Raw genomic sequence first — 19,940 nt, forward strand, 5'->3', positions numbered from 1 at the left:
CCTCCAGACTGATTCAGGCGGTTTTCTTCACGGAAGGCAGACGGGCGACGAGTCTCAGCGAGACCGTCAGCCCTTCGAGCTGGAAATGCGGACGCAGGAAGAACTTCGCCTGGTAGTAGCCCGGGTTGTCCTCGAGATCCTCGACGACGACTTCGGCAGCCGCGAGCGGACGGCTGGCCTTCGTGTCCTGCGAGGAGTTGGCGGGGTCGGCGTCGACGTAATTCATGATCCAGCCGTTCAGCCACTGCTGCATTTCCTCGCGTTCGCGGAACGAGCCGATCTTGTCGCGCACGATGCACTTCAGGTAATGCGCGAAACGCGAACACGCGAACAGATACGGCAGACGAGCAGAGAGATTCGCGTTCGCGGTGGCGTCCGGGTCGTGGTATTCCGCCGGCTTCTGCAGCGACTGGGCGCCAATGAACGTGGCGTGGTCGGTGTTCTTGCGGTGGATCAGCGGAATCAGGCCGTTCTTCGAGAGTTCTGCTTCGCGACGGTCGGAAATGGCGATCTCGGTCGGGCATTTCATGTCGACGCCGCCGTCGTCGGTCGGGAAGGTATGGCAGGGCAGGCTGTCCACGGTGCCGCCGGACTCGACGCCGCGAATCAGCGAACACCAGCCATACAGCTTGAAGGAGCGGTTGATGTTCACGCCCATCGCATAGGCGGCGTTGGCCCATGCGAAGCGCTGATGATCCGCGCCGTCGGTTTCCTCTTCGAAATCAAATTCGTCGACCGGATTGCTCTTGGCGCCATAGGGCAGACGCGCGAGGAAACGCGGCATGGCCAGGCCCACATAGCGCGCATCCTCGGTGGTGCGCAGCGAGTTCCACGGCGCGTATTCGAGGTTCTGCGCGAAGATCCGGGACAGGTCGCGCGGGTTGGCGAGTTCCTGCCACGATTCCATCTGCAGGACGGCGGGCGACGCGCCCGAGATGAACGGCGTATGCGCTGCCGCGGCGACCTTGGCGATCGACCCGAGGAGGTCCACGTCGGGCGGCGTGTGGTCGAAGTAGTAATCGGCGACGAGACAGCCGTATGGCTGGCCGCCCAGTTGCCCGTATTCCTCCTCGTAGATCTGCTTGAACAGCGGGCTCTGGTCCCACGCAAGCCCCTTGTAGCGCTTCATCGTGCGGCGCAGGTCGCTCTTGGACACGTCCATGAAGCGGATCTTGAGGCGCTCGTCCGTCTCGGTGTTCGACACCAGATGATGCAGACCGCGCCAGGCCGATTCCAGTTGCTGGAAATCGGCGTGATGCAGGATCAGGTTGATCTGCTCGGAAAGCTTGCGGTCGATCTGCGCGATGATCGCTTCGATGCTCTTGTAGGCGTCGTCGCTGATGGTGAGCGTCTGCTCCAAGGCCTGCTCGGCCAGCGTCTGCACGGCCTGTTCCACCGCCTCGCGCGCGGCCGGCGTCTTGGGGCGGAACTCCTGATTCAGCAGGGTGGCGATGTCGCTGTGGGCGAACGGGGTTGTCGGGGCGGCTGCGCTCGCCTGGACCTGGTTGACTGTCATGACGGGTTTCGGTCTTGTCTCGGTCGGGTTCGGTGTGCCGGAGCCGCGCATGCGCGCAAGGCTACCGGCGGCGGATCAGTTCAGCGTGGTTTCGACGGCGTCCGGCGCGCTGTCGGCGGCCGGCTTCGGCGCGGCCGTGAGGGACTTGAGCAGTGCCGGGTCGCGCAGGAGCGTGTTGACGAGCGCTTCCGCGCCGGATTTGCCGTCCATGTACGTTTGCAGGTTGGCAAGCTGGGTGCGTGCCTTCAGCAACTGGCTCAGTGCGTCCACCTTGCTCGCGACCGCGGCAGGCGAGAAGTCCTCGATGCTCTCGAAGGTCATGTCCACCATCAACTGCCCTTCGCCCGTAAGCGTGTTGTGGACGGGGAACGCCACACGCGGCTTGATGGCCTTCATGCGCTCGTCGAAGTTGTCGATGTCGATTTCCAGGAAACGCCGGTCCGCAACGGCCGGCAATGGCTCGACCGGCTTGCCGGAGAGATCCGCGAGCACGCCCATGACGAAGGGCAGTTCGACCTTCTTCTCGGATCCGTAGACCTCGACGTCGTATTCGATCTGCACGCGCGGCGGGCGGTTGCGCGCGATGAACTTCTGGGAATTGTTGGCCTGCGACATACGTGCCTCCGTGATCTAAAGAGCGGCGGAATGGGTGACGAAAGGGTGGGCGCTAACGGGTCAACGCGACGTCTGCTGCATGCGACGGCGGCGACGGCGCAGTGAGCGCGAAGACGATGGCCTCGCGAGGGTCGAGCAGCGGATTGACGACGTCGGCGTCGATCCGCGTGATCGGCTGCTGCGCCGACATTGCGTCAAGCCACAGCCCGGACAGACGCGGCAGCACATGCTTTTCGATGAAGCCGATGAGCACGCGCGCGCCGGTTTCCTGCACGAGACAGCGGCTGACGATGTAATCCGTCAGGCGTTCGCTGCAGACGAGCGAGATGCCGTGGCTCTCCGCCATGCGGCGTACGACGCGATTCAGATGCAGCCGCACGATGACGGCAAGCGATGCCTGCGCAAGCGGCCGATAAGGCACGACGGTCACGCGGCCGAGGAATGCGGGCGGGAAGGTCTTCAGCAGTTCGGGGATGAGCGCTGCCTGCAACGTGTCCTGATCGGGCGCAAGCGCGGGGTCGGCGCACAGGCTCGCGATGCGTTCCGCACCGGCATTGCTCGTGAGCAGGATGGTGGTGTTGCGGAAATCGATATGGCGCCCGTCCGCGTCTTCCATGTAGCCCTTGTCGAACACCTGGAAGAACATCTCATGCACGTCGCGATGCGCCTTCTCTATCTCGTCGAGCAAAAGCACCGCGTAGGGACGGCGCCGCACCGCCTCGGTCAGCACGCCGCCCTCGCCGGAACCCACGTAACCCGGCGGCGCACCCTTGAGACCCGAGACGCTGTGCGCTTCCTGGTACTCGCTCATGTTGATGGTGATGAGATTCTGCTCACCGCCATACAGTGCTTCGGCCAGCGCCAGCGCGGTTTCCGTCTTGCCGACGCCCGATGGCCCGGCGAGCAGGAACACGCCCACCGGCTTGTGGGGATCGGCGAGCCCGGCGCGCGCGGTCTGGATGCGTTCTCCGATCAGCGCAAGCGACGCAGGCTGCCCGACCACGCGCGCCGCCAGCGTGCCGGACAACGCGCGGATGGCCGTGATTTCGTCAGTGACCATGCGGCCCACGGGGATGCCGGTCCAGTCCGCCACGACCGCGGCTACGACCGCCTCGTTCACCTCCGGAAACACGAGCGGCATTTCGCCTTGCAGTTCAAGCAGGCTCTGCTCGAACTGGCGAAGTTCGGCAGGCGTGGGACGGCGCTCGACAGGCGCAACGTCGGGGACCGGCGTCAACGCCGCTTCGCGGGCACTGACGAGCGCTTCCGCCGCAGCGGACTGCGCCTGCCAGTGCGCTTCGAGCGCGCCTTGCTCGGCCAGCAAGGTATCGATGCGCGCGCGTGCCTCCTGCATTGCGCGCCCTGTCTCCAGGCCGATGCGCGCCTCTTGTTCGAGCAGGTCGAGTTCGACTCGTGCCGCCTGCAAGCGCTCGGTCAGTTGCAGAAGTTCACGCGGCGGCGCTTGCTGTGAGAGCGCAACGCGCGCACAGGCGGTATCGAGCAGGCTGATTGCCTTGTCGGGCAACTGGCGCGACGGGATATACCGGTGCGAGAGCCGGACCGCTGCCCGGATCGCTTCGTCGCGCACGATCACGCGATGATGGCGCGCGAACATTCCGGCGAGCCCGCGCACCATCTCGATTGCCGCGGCTTCCTGCGGTTCGGCAATCTGAAGGACCTGGAAGCGCCGTGTGAGCGCCGGATCCTTTTCGATATGACGCTTGTATTCGGCCCAGGTGGTCGCGCCGATGATCCGCACCGCACCGCGCGCAAGGGCGGGCTTGAGCAGGTTGGCCGCGTCGCCGGTGCCGGCCTGGCCGCCCGCACCGACCAGCGTGTGGATCTCGTCGACGAACAGGATGACCGGCACTGGCGACTTTCTTGCCGCTTCGAGCACGCCCTTGAGGCGAGCCTCGAATTCGCCCTTCATGCTGGCGCCCGCCAGCAGTGCCCCGACATCGAGCGACAGCAGGCGGACATCGGCAAGCACCCGCGGCACGTCGCCGCTTGCAATGGCCAGCGCGAATCCTTCGACTACGGCAGTCTTGCCGACGCCGGCCTCGCCGGTCAGCAACGGATGATTCTGACGCCGGCGCAGCAGGACATCGGTCAGTGTGCGGATTTCCTGGTCGCGGCCGCTGATGGCGTCGATCTCGCCGCTGCGCGCGAGCGCCGTGAGGTCGGTGCAATATTGGCCGAGCACGCCTTCAGGCGTTGCGCTCACGGCTTGCGACGCCTCGCCGGGCAGCGCCGGATCGAAGGCGCTGCCGTCGTAGGGCGGATCGGCGGCTTCGGGCGAGCCGGTCGTCCATGAGGCAAAAGTTTCGTCGAGGTTCTCGGAGGGAAGACGCATGAACTCCCGCGATACCGCCAGCAATTCCCGGCGCAATTCCGGCGTACCCGCAAGCGCCGCCAGCAGCCACGCGCCGCGAATGCGCTGCTCGTTGCGCCCGAGCGATGTAATGACCCAGGCGCGTTCGATCGCCATCTCGACGGGGTGTGAAAAATCGCTGATGGAACTCGCGCCCGCCGGAAGCGAGCGCAGTGTGCGCACCAGATCCTGTTCGAGCGTCTCGTATTCGATGCCGGCATGCCTCACGATGCGATGCAGGTCGCTGTCGGTCAGCTGAAGCAATTGATGAATCCAGTGCGCCAGTTCCACGTAGGGATTTCCCCGCAACTTGCAGAACGTGGTCGCGGATTCAATGCCGCGAAATAGCGTCACTCCCAGTTTTCCGAATAACGTTTGCCGAGAAATCATTTTCGTACGCGCGCCTGATTCACGCCCTTGAATATTTATCCAGGGCGTGGGTTGGGTTCATGTTTTATTTCGAGCCCGAATAAAGACAGGTGCCAGTGCAATCCTGTCTTCTTTTCCGGAATCAATGTTATGCAACCCATCATGAATTTCGATTCTGTAAACGTCAAGCAGACTCCATGGGTCTCTGTGTCCCATATATTCAAGTGACAAAAGGCAGTAGACCTGCCTGAAAAACCGCTAAGAAGAGTAATTTAGTATTTAAAATCAACGTGGTATCCATGTATTGCCAAATCCGGAGAAACCTCATTCGATATGGCTGAGCAGCCGATGCTAACTGAGTAAAATCCTAATTGAGGGATTTTCCGATCTTCAAATGGCACAAAAAATCACAATCAAACGTTGTAGAAGATTCTGATTAGGCTAAATCGGGGTTTGGATGTCTGGACAGGCATATTCGATTCGTGCGCTAATTCTCTTTATCGGGAACGGGCTGGATTAAAAGACTGTTCAGGCTAGTTTTAACTCGCAGGTATTTTTGCGGGCATCAGGGCGCGCCACCCTGGCGGCGAGCGTGCGGGGGTTATCGAATGCTGTTTGAATCACTCTTCAGGCGTCGTTTTTCCATGCGTGAATGCGTGGAGCCTACGTTATTCGCCGCGCCTTCTCCTTCATTCGATCGGGCGGAATCGGGAGGCTGTGCGTGGATAGACGCAGTGCAGCCGGATGTCGACACGGGCGCTTACGTTCCGGTTCGCAAGGACGCCGACCTCAGTGCGGCGCGGCAGACGGCACGCGCGAGTTCCACACCTTCCGCAAGTCTCGATGCAGACGCACTGATCGCCGCCTTGAATGCGGGCTATTACGAGGCACTTCGTTCGGGCGATGGTCAGGCCGGTGGCGCATGGGAGACGGCGCTGGCGGTGTCCGATCCCGGTCACCAGGAGGACGCGTCGTCGGAATCCAAAAACGCCGGAGAAGCGCTCGGCACGGAATCGATCAGTGCGTTCCTGGGTGAAGCGCAGCGCGTCGAAGACGTCTTTGGCCCGCTGGGTGACAGCCTTGCGTCAGGCGGCGTGGACATGAGCATTCCACCTACGCCGGAAATCCTGCGGCTCTTCGCGCCGGCCGGGCATCCTGCCGATCACGCGAGCCGAGCGCGTACGCCGCCGCCCGCGCTGGCGCGTCGCGAGCATCATGCACTCGCCCTCGACAGCTGGTTGCCCGACCTCCAGGCCAGACCGGAGCGGGAGGCCGCGTGCGCGGTCAGCGACGCCGTCGCGCGCACGCCGGAGCTCAATTGCGAGCATCCGGCATGAGCGAAGCCAGGTTGCCGCGTCGCGCCGAAAGCCATCTGCTGCCGACGTTGATCGATCGCCTGCGCGACGACGCGCCGCAACGTCAGACGGAGGTGCCTGGCGAATACACCGTGACGCGCGCACAACTCCGCGACATCATCCAGCGCGACCTTGCCTATCTGCTCAACGCGACCAGTCCCGGGCCGCTGATCGACGCCGTGCGCCACCCGCATGTCGCGGCCTCGACGATCAATTTCGGCGTGCCGCCGCTGGCGGGCGCGTTCGTCGCGTCGCGTCAATGGGTGGCGATCGAGAAAGCCGTCAGGCTGGCCATCGTGCGCTTCGAACCGCGCCTGATACCCGAGTCGCTGCGGATCGTGCCGCGTGTACAAGGTGAGCGCCTTGCACGGCATGGCGAAGTCGCCTTCGAGATTCATGGTCTGGTGCAGGCCGAACCGTATCCGCTCGAATTCATGGTGCAAAGCTCGCTTTGCCTGGAGTCGAGCCGCCTGCTGGCCAGCCCGAAACAAGCCTGAGACAGCGCTGGAATCGAACCAAGCCGAACCGAACCGTTACCCAACGCCGCATGGACCCGCGACTCCTCGATTACTACAACCAGGAACTGATCTACCTGCGTGAGAGCGCAGGGGAATTCGCGCAGGCTCATCCAAAGATCGCACGGCGTCTCGGGCTGCAATCCGGCGAAATGACCGATCCCTACGTGGAGCGGCTGATCGAGTCTTTCTGTTTCATGTCCGCGCGCATGCGCCTCAAGCTCGACGCGGAATTCCCGCGCTTCACCCAGCGCCTGCTCGAGGTCATCTATCCGAATTACGTGTCGCCGACGCCTTCGATGGCCGTCGTGCAGATCCATCCGTCTCGTACCGCGGGCGCTCTGAACGATGGCCCGGTGTTGCCTCGCGGCACCACGCTGAAGACCCGCGAGGCCGATGGAGAAGCCACGTGCTGTACGTTCCGCACGAGCCAGGACGTGGCGCTGTATCCGCTGGAGATCGTGGACGCGCGGCTGACCGGCGTGCCGCCGGATATTCGCCGGCTCGACCGGCACGTGCCCGGCCAGGCGCAGGTTCGCGGCGCGCTGCGCCTGCGCATCCGCACCACGGACAAGTCGAACATCGCCACGTTGACGCAGCTGGACCGCCTGCCGGTCTATCTGGCGGGCGACGAAACCGTGGCGTCGCATCTGTTCGAACTCGTGCATGCGGCGAGCATCGCGTCGATCGTCGGCGAGCCAGGCCAGTTCGGCGAAGCGAGCCAGCGATTCGCCGCGGTCCGGACGAACGCCGTGACGCACGAAGGACTCGGACTCGACCAGGGACTACTGCCGCTCACATGGTCGAAGTTTCATGGCCATAACCTGTTGCACGAATACTTCGCATGCCCCAGCCGCTTCCTGTTCTTCACGCTGACCGGTCTGAAAGAGGGGCTCGCCCGGACTCGCGGACAGGAAGCCGAAATCGTCGTGCTGCTGGACCGTGCGTCCGGCCAACTGGACAATCTCGTCGACGCGGCGCGCTTCGCGCTCTTCTGCACGCCCGTTGTCAATCTGTTCCCGGACAGGCTGGACCGCGTCGACATCTCGGCCGCCGGCACCGAAATCCATCTGGTGCCGAAGCGGCAGGCCCCGCTCGACTACGAAGTCCATTCCATCGAGCGCGTGTACGGGCGCCAGTCGGCGTCTTCGAACCGGCTCGAATTCCGCGCGCTCTATCAGACGCTCAACCACGACGAAGGCAATCACGGACGCTATTTCTCCGTGCGCCGGGAACGGCGGCTGTTGTCGGACCGGACCCGGCGCTATGGCACGCGCACGTCCTATATCGGCAGCGAGACCTTCGTTTCGCTCGTGGATCAGCACGAGGCGCCGTATCACGAAAACCTGCGCATTCTCGAAGCCGACGCCTGGCTAACCAACCGCGACTTGCCCCTGCTCGTGCCGCGTAACGGCGTCAAGGATTTCGAGGCGCTCGAGAATAGCGATGCGCCGGTCGACAGCATCGGTCTGATCCGGCCGCCGAGCGCGCCACGGCCGCCCTGCGCGGAAGGCGAGATTGCCTGGCGGCTGATCCGGCAGTTGAACTTCAACTATCTGCCGCTCGAAGAGCTCGACCACCGGCCCGGAGGACAAGGCCTGCGCGACATGCTCAGGCTCTTTCTGGGCAGTCACGACGTCGAACAGCATCGGCAGGTGGAATGTTTGATCGGCGTGAAGACCAACGCCGTCACGCGCAAGCTGCCCGGCGGCGGACCGCTCGTGTTCGGACGCGGCATCGAATGCTGTCTGACGGTGGACGAAAGCGGCTTTTCCGGAGCCAGTCCTTATCTGTTCGGCCTGATCCTCGAGCATTACCTCGCGCGTCACGTGTCCATCAACTCGTTCACGCAAACGGAACTGGTGTCGATGCAGCGCGGCCGCATCATGCGCTGGCCGGTGCGCATGGGCACGCGCGGGGTGGCGTGATGGAGCGCAGGCCGTCCACTACGCTGTTGCGCGAATCGGCCCTGTCGGCGGCGCTGCTCGAACGTCTTCAGAGCGAGCCCTGGCGCTTCGGCTTTCTCGCTCTTGTGCGCCGGATAAGCGCGGACCCGCGCATTCAACCTGTCGGCACCGCGGCGCGTCCGGGTGCCGAACCATTCCGGCTCGGACAGCAGCCGAGCCTGGCGTTTGCACCGCGCGAGATCGCGAGCGTCGGGGAAATCGACGGCCGCCTGCATCTGCGCCTGTTCGGACTCGGCATGCTGGGCCCGAACGGACCTTTGCCCATCCATGTCACCGAGATCGCGCGCGAACGCGAGGAAGCGCGGCACGACGCTACCCTGAGCCGGTTCCTCGACATCTTTCACCATCGCTACCTGACGCTGCTGTATCGCGCGTGGAGCAAGGCGCAGGCAGCAGCCGGGCTGGACCGTGCGGACGACGAAAGCTTTTCGTTTTATGTGGCGTGCCTGACCGGGCAGGAGCGCGGCGAGATTGCCGGGCGACGATGGCCCGCGCATGCGCAACTGGCCGCTTCCGCCAATCTGGTGCGCGAGGCGCGCAATCCCGACGGACTGCGCATGACGCTCGAACATTACTTCGGCGTGCCGGTGAGTCTCGACGAATACGTGTTCCACTGGATCAAGGTCGCGCGCGAGGAACAGACCCGGCTGGGCCTGCCGAGTCCCGCGTCGGTGATGGGTGACGGCGCCATGCTCGGCGAACAGGCGCCGGACCGGCAGTTCCGCTTCCGGATCGTGATCGGGCCGGTGGGAATCGACGAATATTTGCGCTTCACGCCGCGCGGCGCGGCCTTGCCGGAACTCGTCGATATCGTGCGCAGCTTCGTGGGCCGCGAGTTCCAGTGGGAACTCGTGCTGCGCATCAGGGCGGACAGTGCGCCCTGTGCGCGAATCGGCGGCATCGAGCAGCTGGGGTGGTCGGGCTGGCTCGGTTCCTCCGTGGACGGCGCACCCGTGACCGGAATGCGCTTCGATCCCGAAGACTATGCCGGGCAGCACGAGCCGAACGTCGCGGACATGCAGGGCGACGCAGTGCGGAGCGGTCCGGCAATCAGGAGAACAGCATGAGCAAGAAGCGCGGAGCGACGTCGCGGCCAGACGCGACGGACGACTGGATGACGCCGCTCGACCCCGCCGCGCCGTGTGGCGTGGACCTCGAATACGACCCCGAGTGCGTGGTGCTGTTCGCTCAGGCCGTGGCGCGCGTCGATGCCCAGTACGGCGACTTCGTCGGCACGGCGGAGCCGGTCAACTGGAGCGAGATCGAACGCGATTGCCGCCGGCTCATGCAGCGCAGCAAGGATATCCGTCTGGCCATCCTGTTCACGCGTTGCCGCACGCGGCTGGCGAGCGCGCACGGACTGGCTGACGGACTCGGTGTGCTGTCGGCGTGGCTGACAGCGTATGGCGACACGATCCATCCGCAGCAGGGCGTGGATGAAGACCGGGACGCCGCGCAGGAGATCCGCATGAACGCGTTGCAAACCCTGACCGATACGAACGGTCTGCTTGCCGATGTGCGGGATATCGCGCTGGTGCGCTCGTCGGTGGCGCGATTGCAGGTACGCGACGTCGAGCGCGCCTTTGCGCAACCGAGACCGAGCGATGCGTTGTCGGCGCAATCCGTGTCGCAGCAACTGCGCGACCTGCGCATACGGCAGCCCGACGTGCTCGCGGGCTTCGATCTGGCGCTGCACAGTCTCGGCCTCATCGATGCTTGGAACCGCGAGAAGCTGGGCGCCTTTGCGGCCGATCTTGCGCCTTTGAAACGCGTGCTCGAACGCGTTGTGGGCGAGGGTCCGGTGGAGCGGGCGGCAGTGGAACTCGAAGAACCTGAGGAAGCAGAAAAACCCGAGCAGGCGTCAAGCCCGGCAAACCCCTCCCCAATACCCGACGAGCCGCACAATGAAATCACCTTGCCCGGACGCGACGCCGCGCTGCACGCCATCCGCGATGCCCGGCACTGGTTCGAAGCGCACGAACCCAGCAGCCCGATCCCCGTGTTGTTGCGCCGCGCGGAACGGTTTGTCGGCAAGCGGTATGGGGAAGCCGTAAAGGCTATTCCCGCCGCCGTGCTCGCGGAGTGGGAGGCTGAGCCGTGACCCGATCGGCATCAGCGCCCAATCCAGTCCTCAGCAGGCCGCGCGGAAGCGGTCGGCGGTCAGCGCGCCGCTCGACAGGCCCATCAGCAGCATCTCGGTCTGCGTCACGGAGACGCCCGCTTTCTCGACGAACCGGTTCTGCCGCATGTCGCCGCTGACCGACGCCGCCACGGCCGAGCGTAGCGCGGCATCGCCCGACTGGTTCCCAAGCGAGGCGAGCAGGGTCTTCGCAGTGGGCGCGAGCGGGTCCCATTGCAGCTCGGCCGTCCATTCCGGCACGGACGCGATGTTCTGTTTGGCGAAGGCCACGAGCCGGTCGATCGACGCGCCTTGCGCGCTCGAACATGATCCGGCCTCGTTGCGGCACGCGGCAAGCGAGAGACCGAGAGCCGGCAGTACGGCAATGAAGCGACGGCGAGAGATCATATTTGCTTTTGCTGGGAGGCGAGGTGATCACCCAGGCGGATCGCCAGGGCAACGATGGTGTAGGTCGGGTTGGCGAAACCGCCGCTCGGGAACACGGAGCTGCCGGCCATGAAGACGTTGTCGATGCCGAACACGCGGCAGTCCGCATCGACCACGCCCTTGTCCGGCGTCTGCGCCATGCGCGTGGTGCCGTGCAAATGGCCCACCGCGACGATGGGCGACTCCGTGGTCGGCGAAACCCACGCATGCGCGCCGTTCGCCATCAGCCACGTCTTTGCGGCATCGACAATCTTCTTCTGCGCAGTCAGGTCGAGCGTCAGGTGACCGTCGTTCTTGCGCTTGAGCGTGCCGTCGTCGAGCACCGAAAAGTCTTTCGAGTGCACCGTCTGCTCCATGCCGAGCGTGGCGTTGTAGACGGCCGGCTCGACGCCGTAGATCGCCTTGTAGTTTTTGGCGATCGCCGCTTCACGGCTGTCGAGCTTGTCCGCCGGGACCGTCGAGAGCTGGAAGTTGAAGTCGGTGAGCTTGTTCTTGACGAGGAAGTCCGCTGTCGGCATCAGCGAGATAAACGACGACGACTGGTATTGCTTCTTCGTCAGTTCCTGCGCCAGTTCAGGCGCGAACAGGATCCTGGCGAGTGAATAGCAATGCGGATGCTCGAAGAAGTACCTGCCGACATTCGCGGACGTGGCATCGGACACGCCCAGCTCGGCGGCCGAGCGCGCCAGCAGCCGCGCGTTGCCTACCGCGCCAGCAGCCAGCACGATGGCCTTGCCGCACTTGAGCGTGCGCGCTTCGCCGCCCACCGACAGTTCCAGCGCTTCCGCGTGGCCGTGGCGGCCCTTGATCGACAGCACCGTCACGCCTTGCACCAGCGTGATCTTCGGCGACTTCTCGATGTGCTCGCTGAAGTCCTTGCCGTAGCGCACCGGCGGGGAGAAGCGGAAGGGCTTGACGTTCAGCTGATCGAAGCCGCTCACCGGAATGGCGTCGACGAGCGAGGCCTCGTAGTCGGGAATCTTGAGCCACGTGCCCGCGCGGCCATAGAACGGCGTGAGGTCCGCGCGCTTCAGCGGCCACTGGGGATAGTCCGCGATGTCCGTGCGCGACATCGACATCTCGCGCATGGTCGTGCACCAGCCACCCCAAACGTTCGATCCGCCGCCCAGTTGACGGCGAATGTGCAGCTGGGTGTACGAGTCGGCGACACCGTAGTCCGCGCCCTTGAAGCCACCCGTCAGGACGTTCCATTGTTCCGTCTTGCTGGCCTCGCCCGATTCGAGCAGGACGCTCGGAACACCACGCTCTTCCAGCGCGTAGGCCACGGCGAGCGCGGCGGGGCCGGAGCCGACAATCACGACTTGAGACTGCAATGCACCAGAGCTGGCCAATTCCGTAAAGGCAGTGAGCACGTTTGATTCCGTTGATGTGACGGCCTGTTTTCGAGCAAACTCGTTGCGTTCTGCGAAACGAGCAAGACGAATTCACCGCCGAGGAAAAAAGTGCGCACATTCTGCCATAACGATTCCGCCGCCCAAATAACAGATCCTTACCCGGACGGATTAATCGCCCCGGGTAAAGGTCGTGCGCGCGCTTCAGGCAACGCGGCGGGTGGAGTGCGGCACACGACTCACGTATATTACGGGCAGCCGTGTTTGAGTTCGTACGCGCGGGCGTTCAACACGCTCATATAGAATGAAATAAGAACAAGTTACTTGTAATTGTTGTTTTGTGTTACCGAATTTCGCGCAAAGCGGTAACAATAGCCATATCGAATCTGAAGGATGAACCGCCACACATGAGCGTTACTTATCGACATGACGGCCGCGATGAAGGTCGCAAGCGCGCGCACTTCAGCACCTTGTTTGCCGTGCCATGGCGAAATCGCCGGCTGATCTACGAACTGACCAAGCGGGACATTCTCGGCCGTTATCGCGGCTCCGTGATGGGTCTTGCATGGTCCATCGTGCAGCCGCTCATCATGCTTGCCATGTACACGGTCGTTTTCGGCACGCTGCTGAAGTCGCGCTGGCCCGGAACCACCGACAGTTTTCAATTCGCCGTCATTTTGTTTTCGGGGCTGATGCTGTTCAACTTCTTCGCGGAATGTCTGAATCGAGCGCCGACCATCATTACGTCGAATCCCAACTATGTGACGAAGCTGATTTTCCCGCTCGAAATCCTGCCGTGGATTTCCGTGGCGTCCGCAGCATTTCATCTGCTGATGAGCATCGTCGTGTGGGTCGCGTTCGCGTTGTATGTGTATGGCCGCATTCACTGGACCATCGTGTTTCTTCCAGTGGTCTTCATTCCGCTTGCAATCGTGAGCGCGGGCGTAGGCTGGTTGTTTGCCGCCACCGGCGTGTATATCCGCGACCTCACCTATGTGACCGGTCTGCTTTCGTCGATGCTGATGTTTCTTTCGCCCATTTTCTATTCGCTGGATAATCTCTCGCCTGCTTTCCGGACGCTGATTCTCGCCAATCCGCTGACGTTCATCGTCGAGCAGACGCGGGTCGTGCTGGTGAAGGGCGATTTGCCGGATTTCACGGGCATCGGCCTGTATCTGGTGGGAAGCGTCGTCTTTGCCTGGCTGTGTCTGGCCTGGTTCCAGAAAGCGCGCGAAGGTTTCGCGGACGTGCTCTAGTCTTTCATCACATTCATCACCTGGTTTTTACGGAATCGTCGTGAACAAACGCAAGATCTTAGTCACTGTCGGGACGCGTCCCGAAGCCGTCAAGATGGCGCCGCTCATCGGGCGGCTGCAGAAGGAAGACTGGGCCGAGTGCCGCGTGCTCGCCACCGCCCAGCATCGCGGCATGCTCGACCAGGTGCTCGACCTGTTCAAGATCCACGCGGACGTGGATCTCGACATCATGCAGCCGAACCAGTCGCTGCCCGAACTAACTTCGCGGCTCATCACGCGGCTCGACCAGGTTCTCGAAGTCGAAAAGCCGGATGTCCTGCTCGCGCAAGGCGACACCACGACGGTGCTCACCGCCGCGCTCGCGTGCTTCTACCGGCGCATTCCGTTCGGCCACGTCGAAGCGGGACTTCGCACCGGCGACCTGGACAATCCGTTCCCGGAAGAGATGAACCGCGTCGTCGCGAGCCGGCTGGCGCGCTGGCATTTCGCGCCGACCCAAAGCTCGCGGCAGAACCTGTTGCGCGAGGGCGTGGACGACGCCTCGATCTTCGTGACCGGCAACACCGTGATCGACGCGCTGCTCGACGTCGCCAGCCGCTGCGACGGCGAGGCGCCTTATCAGGGCGAGCGCCGTCTGATCCTGGTGACGTCGCATCGCCGCGAGAATTTCGGTGAAGGCTTCCGCAACATCCTGCGCGCGATCAAGGCAGTCGCGGATGCCAACGAGGACACACACATCCTCTATCCGGTGCACCCGAATCCCAATGTGCGCGATCCGGCGTACGAACACCTCGGCGGGCATCCGCGCATCACGCTGTGCGAGCCGCTGTCGTACCTCCCGTTCGTCGCGGCGATGAAGCAGGCCTACCTGATCCTGACCGACTCGGGCGGCGTGCAGGAAGAAGCGCCCGCGCTCGGCAAGCCGGTGCTCGTCATGCGCCGCGAGACCGAGCGTCCTGAAGCAGTCGAACACGAAGTGGTGAAGCTGGTGGGTACGGACTATGACGAGATCGTCTCGAGCGTGCAGCGTCTGCTCGACGACCCGGCCGAATACAAGCGCATGGCGCGCGGCGTGTCGCCTTATGGCGACGGGCTGGCATCGGGGCGTATCGTCGATGTCCTCAAGCAGTATTTCGGAGCGTAAGCGCATGGCAGACGTATCCGGGTGGTTGGGCAGGGCGAAGGCGGCCGTGCGTCTGGACGTTCGCCGCGCGGCGCGTCACGACGCTGACGGCTCGCCGGCAGAACGCGCTTTCATCCTGCGCGGCGGCCGTGTGCCTGCCGCGCGTTCGACACGGAATGGCGATGTTTTCTGATCCGGGCATGAATCGCCCCCATCCTGACAAGCAGGAAGAGATCGCCATTCGTGTCGAGGGCCTCTCCAAGCGTTTCGCCGTCTACGAGACGCCGCTCGAACGGCTGAAGCACCTCGTCATGCCGAAGCGCAAGAAAGGCTGGAGCGAATTCTGGGCGCTGGACAATGTCGATCTGAAGATCGGGCGGGGCGATACCGTCGCCATCATCGGCCGCAATGGTTCGGGCAAATCCACGCTGCTGCAGATCCTGTGCGGCACGCTCACCGGCACGTCGGGCAGCGTCGAGGTCAATGGCCGCATTGCGGCGCTGCTCGAACTGGGCGCGGGGTTCAACATCGAATTCACCGGCCGCGAGAACGTCTATGTGAACGGCGCGGTGCTCGGGCTGTCGCGCGAGCAGATCGACACGCGTTTTGCGGATATCGAGGCTTTCGCCGAAATCGGCGAGTTCATCGACCAGCCGGTCAAGACCTATTCCAGCGGCATGTACGTGCGGCTGGCTTTCGCCGTGGCCATTCACGTCGATCCGCAGATCCTCATCGTGGACGAAGCGCTGGCCGTCGGCGATTCGCGCTTCCAGGCCAAGTGTCTGAACCGCATCAAGGCGATGCAGAAGGACGGCGTCACCATCCTGTTCGTCTCGCATGACGTCGGCGCGGTGCGCACGCTCTGCGAGCACGCGCTGTGGCTGGATCACGGCAAGGTGCGCATGTACGGCGACGCGTTCTCGGTCACGGCGCAGTACAACCAGTTCCTGTTCGAGAAGGACGACGAGGAGACGCCGACGCCGAAGCTGACGCACGAGGCGCCCGCCAGCGAGCCCGAGGCTGAAGCCGAGGCCGAAGCAGAAACCGAAGCCCAAGTCACTGAACCAGCGGACGGCACGCCAGCCGAAACGCAAGCCGCCGAACCCGAACCCGAGCAGGACAGCGCGGTCGGGCTGATGGCCAAGCATCGGCCGATCAACCATTGGGGCAGTCACGTCGGCTGCATCGTCGACGTGGGCATGTATCACGCGAACGGCGAGCGGCTCTCCACCGTCAACGCGCTCGACGAAATGGAAATTCGCGTGCGCGTGACGCCGCCCGCGACGGCGGACCGGTCCACCATGAGCGTCGCGTTCTCGCTGAAGGATCTGCGCGGCACGGACCTGATCGTTTCCACGACGTGGGACCAGGGCTCGATGGACTTCACGCAGGCCGGCGAGACGGTGCTGGTGCGCTTCAAGCTGACCAACCGGCTCAACGCCGGCAATTACCTGCTGGCGGTGGCGCTCGAAGATCGCGCCAGCGTCCTGCCGCAATACTACGAATACATAGAAGGCGCGCATTACTTCACGTCGATGACGGAGCACAGGGTGTACGGCACCTTCGTCGCCGACGTCGAACAGGTCATGGAAGCGCAATCCGGACGGCGAGTCTACGCATGAGCGATCAAAACCACATCAACAGCAACGAGTATTGGGACGCGCGTTTCGAAACCGACTGGGACAAGCTCGGCGGCCGCGAGCAGAGCCGCTTCTTCGCGCGCGTCGCCGTCGAGGCGCTGCCTGCCTGGTTCGTGCAGAAGGTCCGGCACGAGAAGCTGCGCGTATGCGATTTCGGTTGCGCGGAAGGCGACGGCACGGACGTCCTCGCGCAGGTGCTGGCGTGGGACATGACGGGTATCGATTTCTCGCAGCCGGCCATCGAGAGCGCGAATGCGATGTACCACAGCGCGCGTTTCTCGCACGAGAACCTGCTGGATCGCCCGGACCGTCCGGCGTTCGACGTCATGTTCTCGTCGAATACGCTGGAGCATTTCGCGCGTCCCTGGGACGTGTTCGACGCCATCTCGAACTATGCGACGAAGTATGTCGTGCTGTTGCTGCCTTACCGCGAGTTCGACCGTCATTCCGAGCACGAAGTCACCTTCGACGCGCCGAACATTCCGCTCGCGCCGAAGGCCGGCTGGACGCTCGTATACGAGTCGGTGGCGGATACGCGTCTGCACCAGCCGAGTTACTGGCCGGGCTTCCAGATCCTGCTGATCTATGCGCGCAACGAGGAAGTCGCTGCGCTGCGGATGACGATGTCCGATGCGCGCATCAACGGCTCGGCCAGCGCGGACCATACCCTCGCCGAACTGCGCGCGGAACAGCAGCGCATGCGCGAGGTCGAGGCGCAGTCCGCCGCCGACAAGGCCCGCGCGGAAGAAGCGGTGGCGCAGCTGGACGTCGTGAAAGCCGAGGCGCGCGATGCACAGCTTGGCGTGGCGCATGCGGCGACGCATCTGGCCACGCTCACGCAGCGCTGCGACGTACTGCGCGAGCGGCTCCAGACGGCTACCGAAGAACACGGGGCCCAGATCGCGGCGTTCGAGCGCATGCATCGCGACAACCTGAAGGAACTGGATGCCGCCGCTCAGCGCGCGGCCACGGTCGCGAACGAGCTGACCGCCTACATCCACTATCTGCGGCAACGCGAGCACTCGCTGCAGAGCGAACTGAACCTGATCCACAGGAGCCGCAGCTGGCGCTGGACGTCACTGGCGCGCCGGGTGCCGGGCTGGCTGCGGCGCCGCATGAGCGATGTCAACTACGCCTACACGCACGGCGGGGTGATGGACACGGCGCAGCGCATGTTCGCCTATGTGCCGAAGCATCTGCGGCGGCGTGCCGGCGCGGACGCGGCGCCGGCGCCGGTTGCATCGGCCGCGCCCGTGGAAACCGCTGCGCCGGTGGTCGCGGAACCCGTCACGCCGGTCACCGTGATGCCGCCGAAGCTGCCGCGCCAGCGCCCCGATGCCCAGGCCGATGTCTTCGTCTTCAGCATCATCGACTGGCACTTCCGGATTCAGCGCCCGCAGCATCTGTCGCGCGAACTCGCGCAGGCGGGCCATCGGGTGTTCTTCTTCACGAACTATTTCGAGGAAGCGGACGAGCCGGGTTTCTCGGTCGAACGGCTGGACGAAGCCTTGCCGCTTTTCCAGATCAAGCTGAAGGTCAAGGGCGCGCCGCAGATCTACTTCTCGCCGCCCGACGAAGACGCGCTCAGCCAGATGCGCACGGGCATGCGGCTGTTCACGGAGTGGACCGGCACCGATCATTCGTGGTCGATCATCCAGCATGCCTTCTGGTATCCGCTCGCGACGAGCCTGCAATCCGACGACCTGCTGTACGACTGCATGGATCACCATGAAGGCTTCGGCAATGTCTCGCCGGAACTGATCGAGGTCGAGAACCAGCTGATGCACAACGCGGACCTGCTGATCGCCACCTCGTCCTTCCTGGAGAAGGAAGCGCGCGAACGCAATCCGCGCGTCGCGGTGATCCGCAATGCCTGCCAGTACAGCGACTTCTGCAACGCGCCCGCCGAACGCTTCGTCGATCCCAAGGGCCGGCGCATCATCGGCTACTACGGCGCGATCGCCGACTGGTTCGACGCGGATCTGGTCGCGCAAGTCGCGGAGTCCTTCCCGGATGCGCTCGTCCTGCTGGTCGGCGCGGACACGGCCGGCGTGCGCGAGCGTCTCGCGGGTTACGACAACGTGCAGATGACGGGCGAGGTGCGTTACACCGAGCTGTCGTACTACCTGTACGCCTTCGATGTCTGCATGATGCCGTTCCAGGTGATCCCGCTCACGCTGGCGACCAACCCCGTCAAGATCTACGAATACCTGGCGGCAGGGCGGCCGGTGGTGTCGGTTGATCTGCCGGAAATGGCGCAGTTCGGCGAACTGGTGCGCACGGCGACCACTTACGACGGTTTCGTCGATCAGCTGCGCGCCGCGCTGGCGGCGCTGCCCGATTCGAAGGCGGTCGTCTCGCGCCGCAAGGCCTTCTCCGCGGGTCAGACCTGGGCGCATCGCGTCAACGACATCCGCCGCGCGGTGGAAACCTTGCCGCGCCCGACGGTCAGCGCCATCGTGCTGACCTACAACAACATCCATCTGACGATGGACTGTCTCGAGAGTCTGGTGCGCAACACGGCCGGCGTGGATCTCGAGATCGTCGCGGTCGACAACGCCTCCAGCGACGGCTCGCGCGCCTACCTGACCGCGTGGGCCGCTGCGCACTCGAACGTCAAGCTGATCCTCAACGACAAGAACCTCGGCTTTGCAGGCGGCAACAACGTCGGGCTGGCCGCGGCGACGGGCGACTATCTCACGATCCTGAACAACGACACGGTGGTCACGCGCGGCTGGGCACGGCGGCTCGTCAATCATCTGCGCCACCATCCGGAGATCGGGATCATCGGGCCGGTGACCAACAATATCGGCAACGAGGCGCGCCTGACGACGCACTATCGCGGCATCGACGAGATGCACGTCGAGGCCCGCTCGCTCACGGAGCCTTACCGGGGCGAATGGTTCGAACTAAGCGTGGCCGCGTTCTTCTGCGTGATGATGCCGCGCAGCACCTATGAGCGTTGCGGGCCGATCAGCGAAGACTACGGCATCGGCTTCTATGAAGACGACGACTATTGCCGGCTGGTGGAATCGGCGGGACTGCGCGTCGCCTGCGCGGAAGACGTGTTCGTGCATCACTATCTGTCCGCGTCCTTCAACAAGCTGGGCGAGGAACGGAAGCTCGCCTTGCTCGCGACGAACCGGGCGGTCTATGAGGCCAAGTGGGGCACGTGGATGCCGCACAAGTCGCGCGAGCGGTCCAGGGTCGAGGGGGCGGCGGTCTAGCAGCGCGCATTGCGCAGGTTCGAGGCGGCCCGGCCGCTTGTGCAACCTGTCGGAGGCCGGCGCTGCGC

At 64.0% G+C, this 19,940-nt stretch carries 14 protein-coding genes; 9 read left to right on the forward strand and 5 right to left on the reverse strand.

Going from position 1 to position 19,940, the window contains the following annotated elements; all coding sequences use genetic code 11:
* Nucleotides 1–13: 13 nt before the first annotated feature.
* From tssC to tssH, 3 genes are all read right to left on the reverse strand, one after another.
* Nucleotides 14–1,516: a type VI secretion system contractile sheath large subunit gene (gene tssC / locus QCE83_RS22460; RefSeq protein ID WP_309816321.1), complete on the reverse strand. Its 1,503-nt coding sequence runs from the start codon at nucleotides 1,514–1,516 to the stop codon at nucleotides 14–16.
* Nucleotides 1,517–1,591: 75 nt separating this feature from the next.
* Nucleotides 1,592–2,131, reverse strand: coding sequence for a type VI secretion system contractile sheath small subunit (tssB, locus tag QCE83_RS22465; protein WP_309816323.1), 540 nt, complete (start codon nucleotides 2,129–2,131; stop codon nucleotides 1,592–1,594).
* 52 nt (nucleotides 2,132–2,183) lie between these two features.
* A complete protein-coding gene (gene tssH / locus QCE83_RS22470; protein ID WP_309816326.1) occupies nucleotides 2,184–4,892 on the reverse strand; it encodes a type VI secretion system ATPase TssH in 2,709 nt (902 codons plus the stop codon).
* A gap of 713 nt (nucleotides 4,893–5,605) precedes the next feature.
* On the opposite strand from tssH, the gene QCE83_RS22475 reads away from it, so the two are divergent.
* From QCE83_RS22475 to QCE83_RS22495, 5 genes are read left to right on the forward strand one after another with little or no spacing between them, the layout of a single operon-like run.
* A complete protein-coding gene (locus QCE83_RS22475) occupies nucleotides 5,606–6,208 on the forward strand; it encodes a TagK domain-containing protein (RefSeq protein WP_309816330.1) in 603 nt (200 codons plus the stop codon).
* Complete coding sequence (gene tssE / locus QCE83_RS22480) at nucleotides 6,205–6,723, forward strand: type VI secretion system baseplate subunit TssE (protein WP_309816333.1); 519 nt, start codon at nucleotides 6,205–6,207, stop codon at nucleotides 6,721–6,723. Before QCE83_RS22475 ends, tssE begins: the two co-directional genes overlap by 4 nt.
* A 50-nt stretch (nucleotides 6,724–6,773) precedes the next feature.
* Nucleotides 6,774–8,669: a type VI secretion system baseplate subunit TssF gene (gene tssF, locus QCE83_RS22485; RefSeq protein WP_309816336.1), complete on the forward strand. Its 1,896-nt coding sequence runs from the start codon at nucleotides 6,774–6,776 to the stop codon at nucleotides 8,667–8,669.
* Nucleotides 8,669–9,775, forward strand: coding sequence for a type VI secretion system baseplate subunit TssG (gene tssG / locus QCE83_RS22490; protein ID WP_309818701.1), 1,107 nt, complete (start codon nucleotides 8,669–8,671; stop codon nucleotides 9,773–9,775). The genes tssF and tssG overlap by 1 nt, the downstream gene beginning before the upstream one ends.
* The gene (locus QCE83_RS22495) at nucleotides 9,772–10,809 is read left to right on the forward strand and encodes a type VI secretion system ImpA family N-terminal domain-containing protein (RefSeq protein ID WP_309816339.1); all 1,038 of its coding nucleotides are present in this window, start codon (nucleotides 9,772–9,774) and stop codon (nucleotides 10,807–10,809) included. The genes tssG and QCE83_RS22495 overlap by 4 nt, the downstream gene beginning before the upstream one ends.
* Before the next feature lie 30 nt (nucleotides 10,810–10,839).
* Here the strand turns inward: QCE83_RS22495 and QCE83_RS22500 are convergent, their stop codons facing one another.
* The gene (locus QCE83_RS22500; RefSeq protein ID WP_309816342.1) at nucleotides 10,840–11,235 is read right to left on the reverse strand and encodes a hypothetical protein; all 396 of its coding nucleotides are present in this window, start codon (nucleotides 11,233–11,235) and stop codon (nucleotides 10,840–10,842) included.
* A complete protein-coding gene (locus QCE83_RS22505; RefSeq protein WP_309816345.1) occupies nucleotides 11,232–12,647 on the reverse strand; it encodes a GMC oxidoreductase in 1,416 nt (471 codons plus the stop codon). The genes QCE83_RS22500 and QCE83_RS22505 overlap by 4 nt, the downstream gene beginning before the upstream one ends.
* Nucleotides 12,648–13,033: 386 nt before the next feature.
* Between QCE83_RS22505 and QCE83_RS22510 the strand changes: the two genes are divergently transcribed.
* The 4 genes from QCE83_RS22510 (at nucleotide 13,034) to QCE83_RS22525 (ending at nucleotide 19,872) form a co-directional block, all read left to right on the forward strand.
* Nucleotides 13,034–13,882 carry an ABC transporter permease gene (locus tag QCE83_RS22510; RefSeq protein ID WP_309816348.1) on the forward strand — a complete coding sequence of 283 codons (849 nt, stop codon included), beginning with the start codon at nucleotides 13,034–13,036 and terminating at the stop codon, nucleotides 13,880–13,882.
* A 40-nt stretch (nucleotides 13,883–13,922) separates the two neighbouring features.
* Nucleotides 13,923–15,026, forward strand: a complete 1,104-nt coding sequence (gene wecB, locus QCE83_RS22515) for a non-hydrolyzing UDP-N-acetylglucosamine 2-epimerase (protein WP_309816352.1) — start codon at nucleotides 13,923–13,925, stop codon at nucleotides 15,024–15,026.
* Between the two features lie 179 nt (nucleotides 15,027–15,205).
* On the forward strand, nucleotides 15,206–16,627 hold the full coding sequence (locus QCE83_RS22520; RefSeq protein ID WP_309816357.1) for an ABC transporter ATP-binding protein: 1,422 nt from the start codon (nucleotides 15,206–15,208) through the stop codon (nucleotides 16,625–16,627).
* Nucleotides 16,624–19,872, forward strand: coding sequence for a glycosyltransferase (locus QCE83_RS22525; protein WP_309816359.1), 3,249 nt, complete (start codon nucleotides 16,624–16,626; stop codon nucleotides 19,870–19,872). Before QCE83_RS22520 ends, QCE83_RS22525 begins: the two co-directional genes overlap by 4 nt.
* Nucleotides 19,873–19,940: the final 68 nt, after the last annotated feature.

The organism is Caballeronia sp. LZ034LL (assembly GCF_031451215.1).
Lineage (GTDB): Bacteria > Pseudomonadota > Gammaproteobacteria > Burkholderiales > Burkholderiaceae > Caballeronia.

Excerpts from the sequence above, each read along its gene's own strand:
- QCE83_RS22510 (WP_309816348.1), top strand. The coding sequence starts at position 13,034 with ATGAGCGTTACTTATCGACATGACGGCCGCGATGAAGGTCGCAAGCGC.
- QCE83_RS22525 (WP_309816359.1), top strand. The coding sequence starts at position 16,624 with ATGAGCGATCAAAACCACATCAACAGCAACGAGTATTGGGACGCGCGT.
- QCE83_RS22520 (WP_309816357.1), top strand. The coding sequence starts at position 15,206 with ATGAATCGCCCCCATCCTGACAAGCAGGAAGAGATCGCCATTCGTGTC.
- tssC (WP_309816321.1), bottom strand. The coding sequence starts at position 1,516 with ATGACAGTCAACCAGGTCCAGGCGAGCGCAGCCGCCCCGACAACCCCG.
- tssH (WP_309816326.1), bottom strand. The coding sequence starts at position 4,892 with ATGATTTCTCGGCAAACGTTATTCGGAAAACTGGGAGTGACGCTATTT.
- tssB (WP_309816323.1), bottom strand. The coding sequence starts at position 2,131 with ATGTCGCAGGCCAACAATTCCCAGAAGTTCATCGCGCGCAACCGCCCG.
- tssF (WP_309816336.1), top strand. The coding sequence starts at position 6,774 with ATGGACCCGCGACTCCTCGATTACTACAACCAGGAACTGATCTACCTG.
- tssG (WP_309818701.1), top strand. The coding sequence starts at position 8,669 with ATGGAGCGCAGGCCGTCCACTACGCTGTTGCGCGAATCGGCCCTGTCG.
- tssE (WP_309816333.1), top strand. The coding sequence starts at position 6,205 with ATGAGCGAAGCCAGGTTGCCGCGTCGCGCCGAAAGCCATCTGCTGCCG.
- QCE83_RS22500 (WP_309816342.1), bottom strand. The coding sequence starts at position 11,235 with ATGATCTCTCGCCGTCGCTTCATTGCCGTACTGCCGGCTCTCGGTCTC.
- QCE83_RS22495 (WP_309816339.1), top strand. The coding sequence starts at position 9,772 with ATGAGCAAGAAGCGCGGAGCGACGTCGCGGCCAGACGCGACGGACGAC.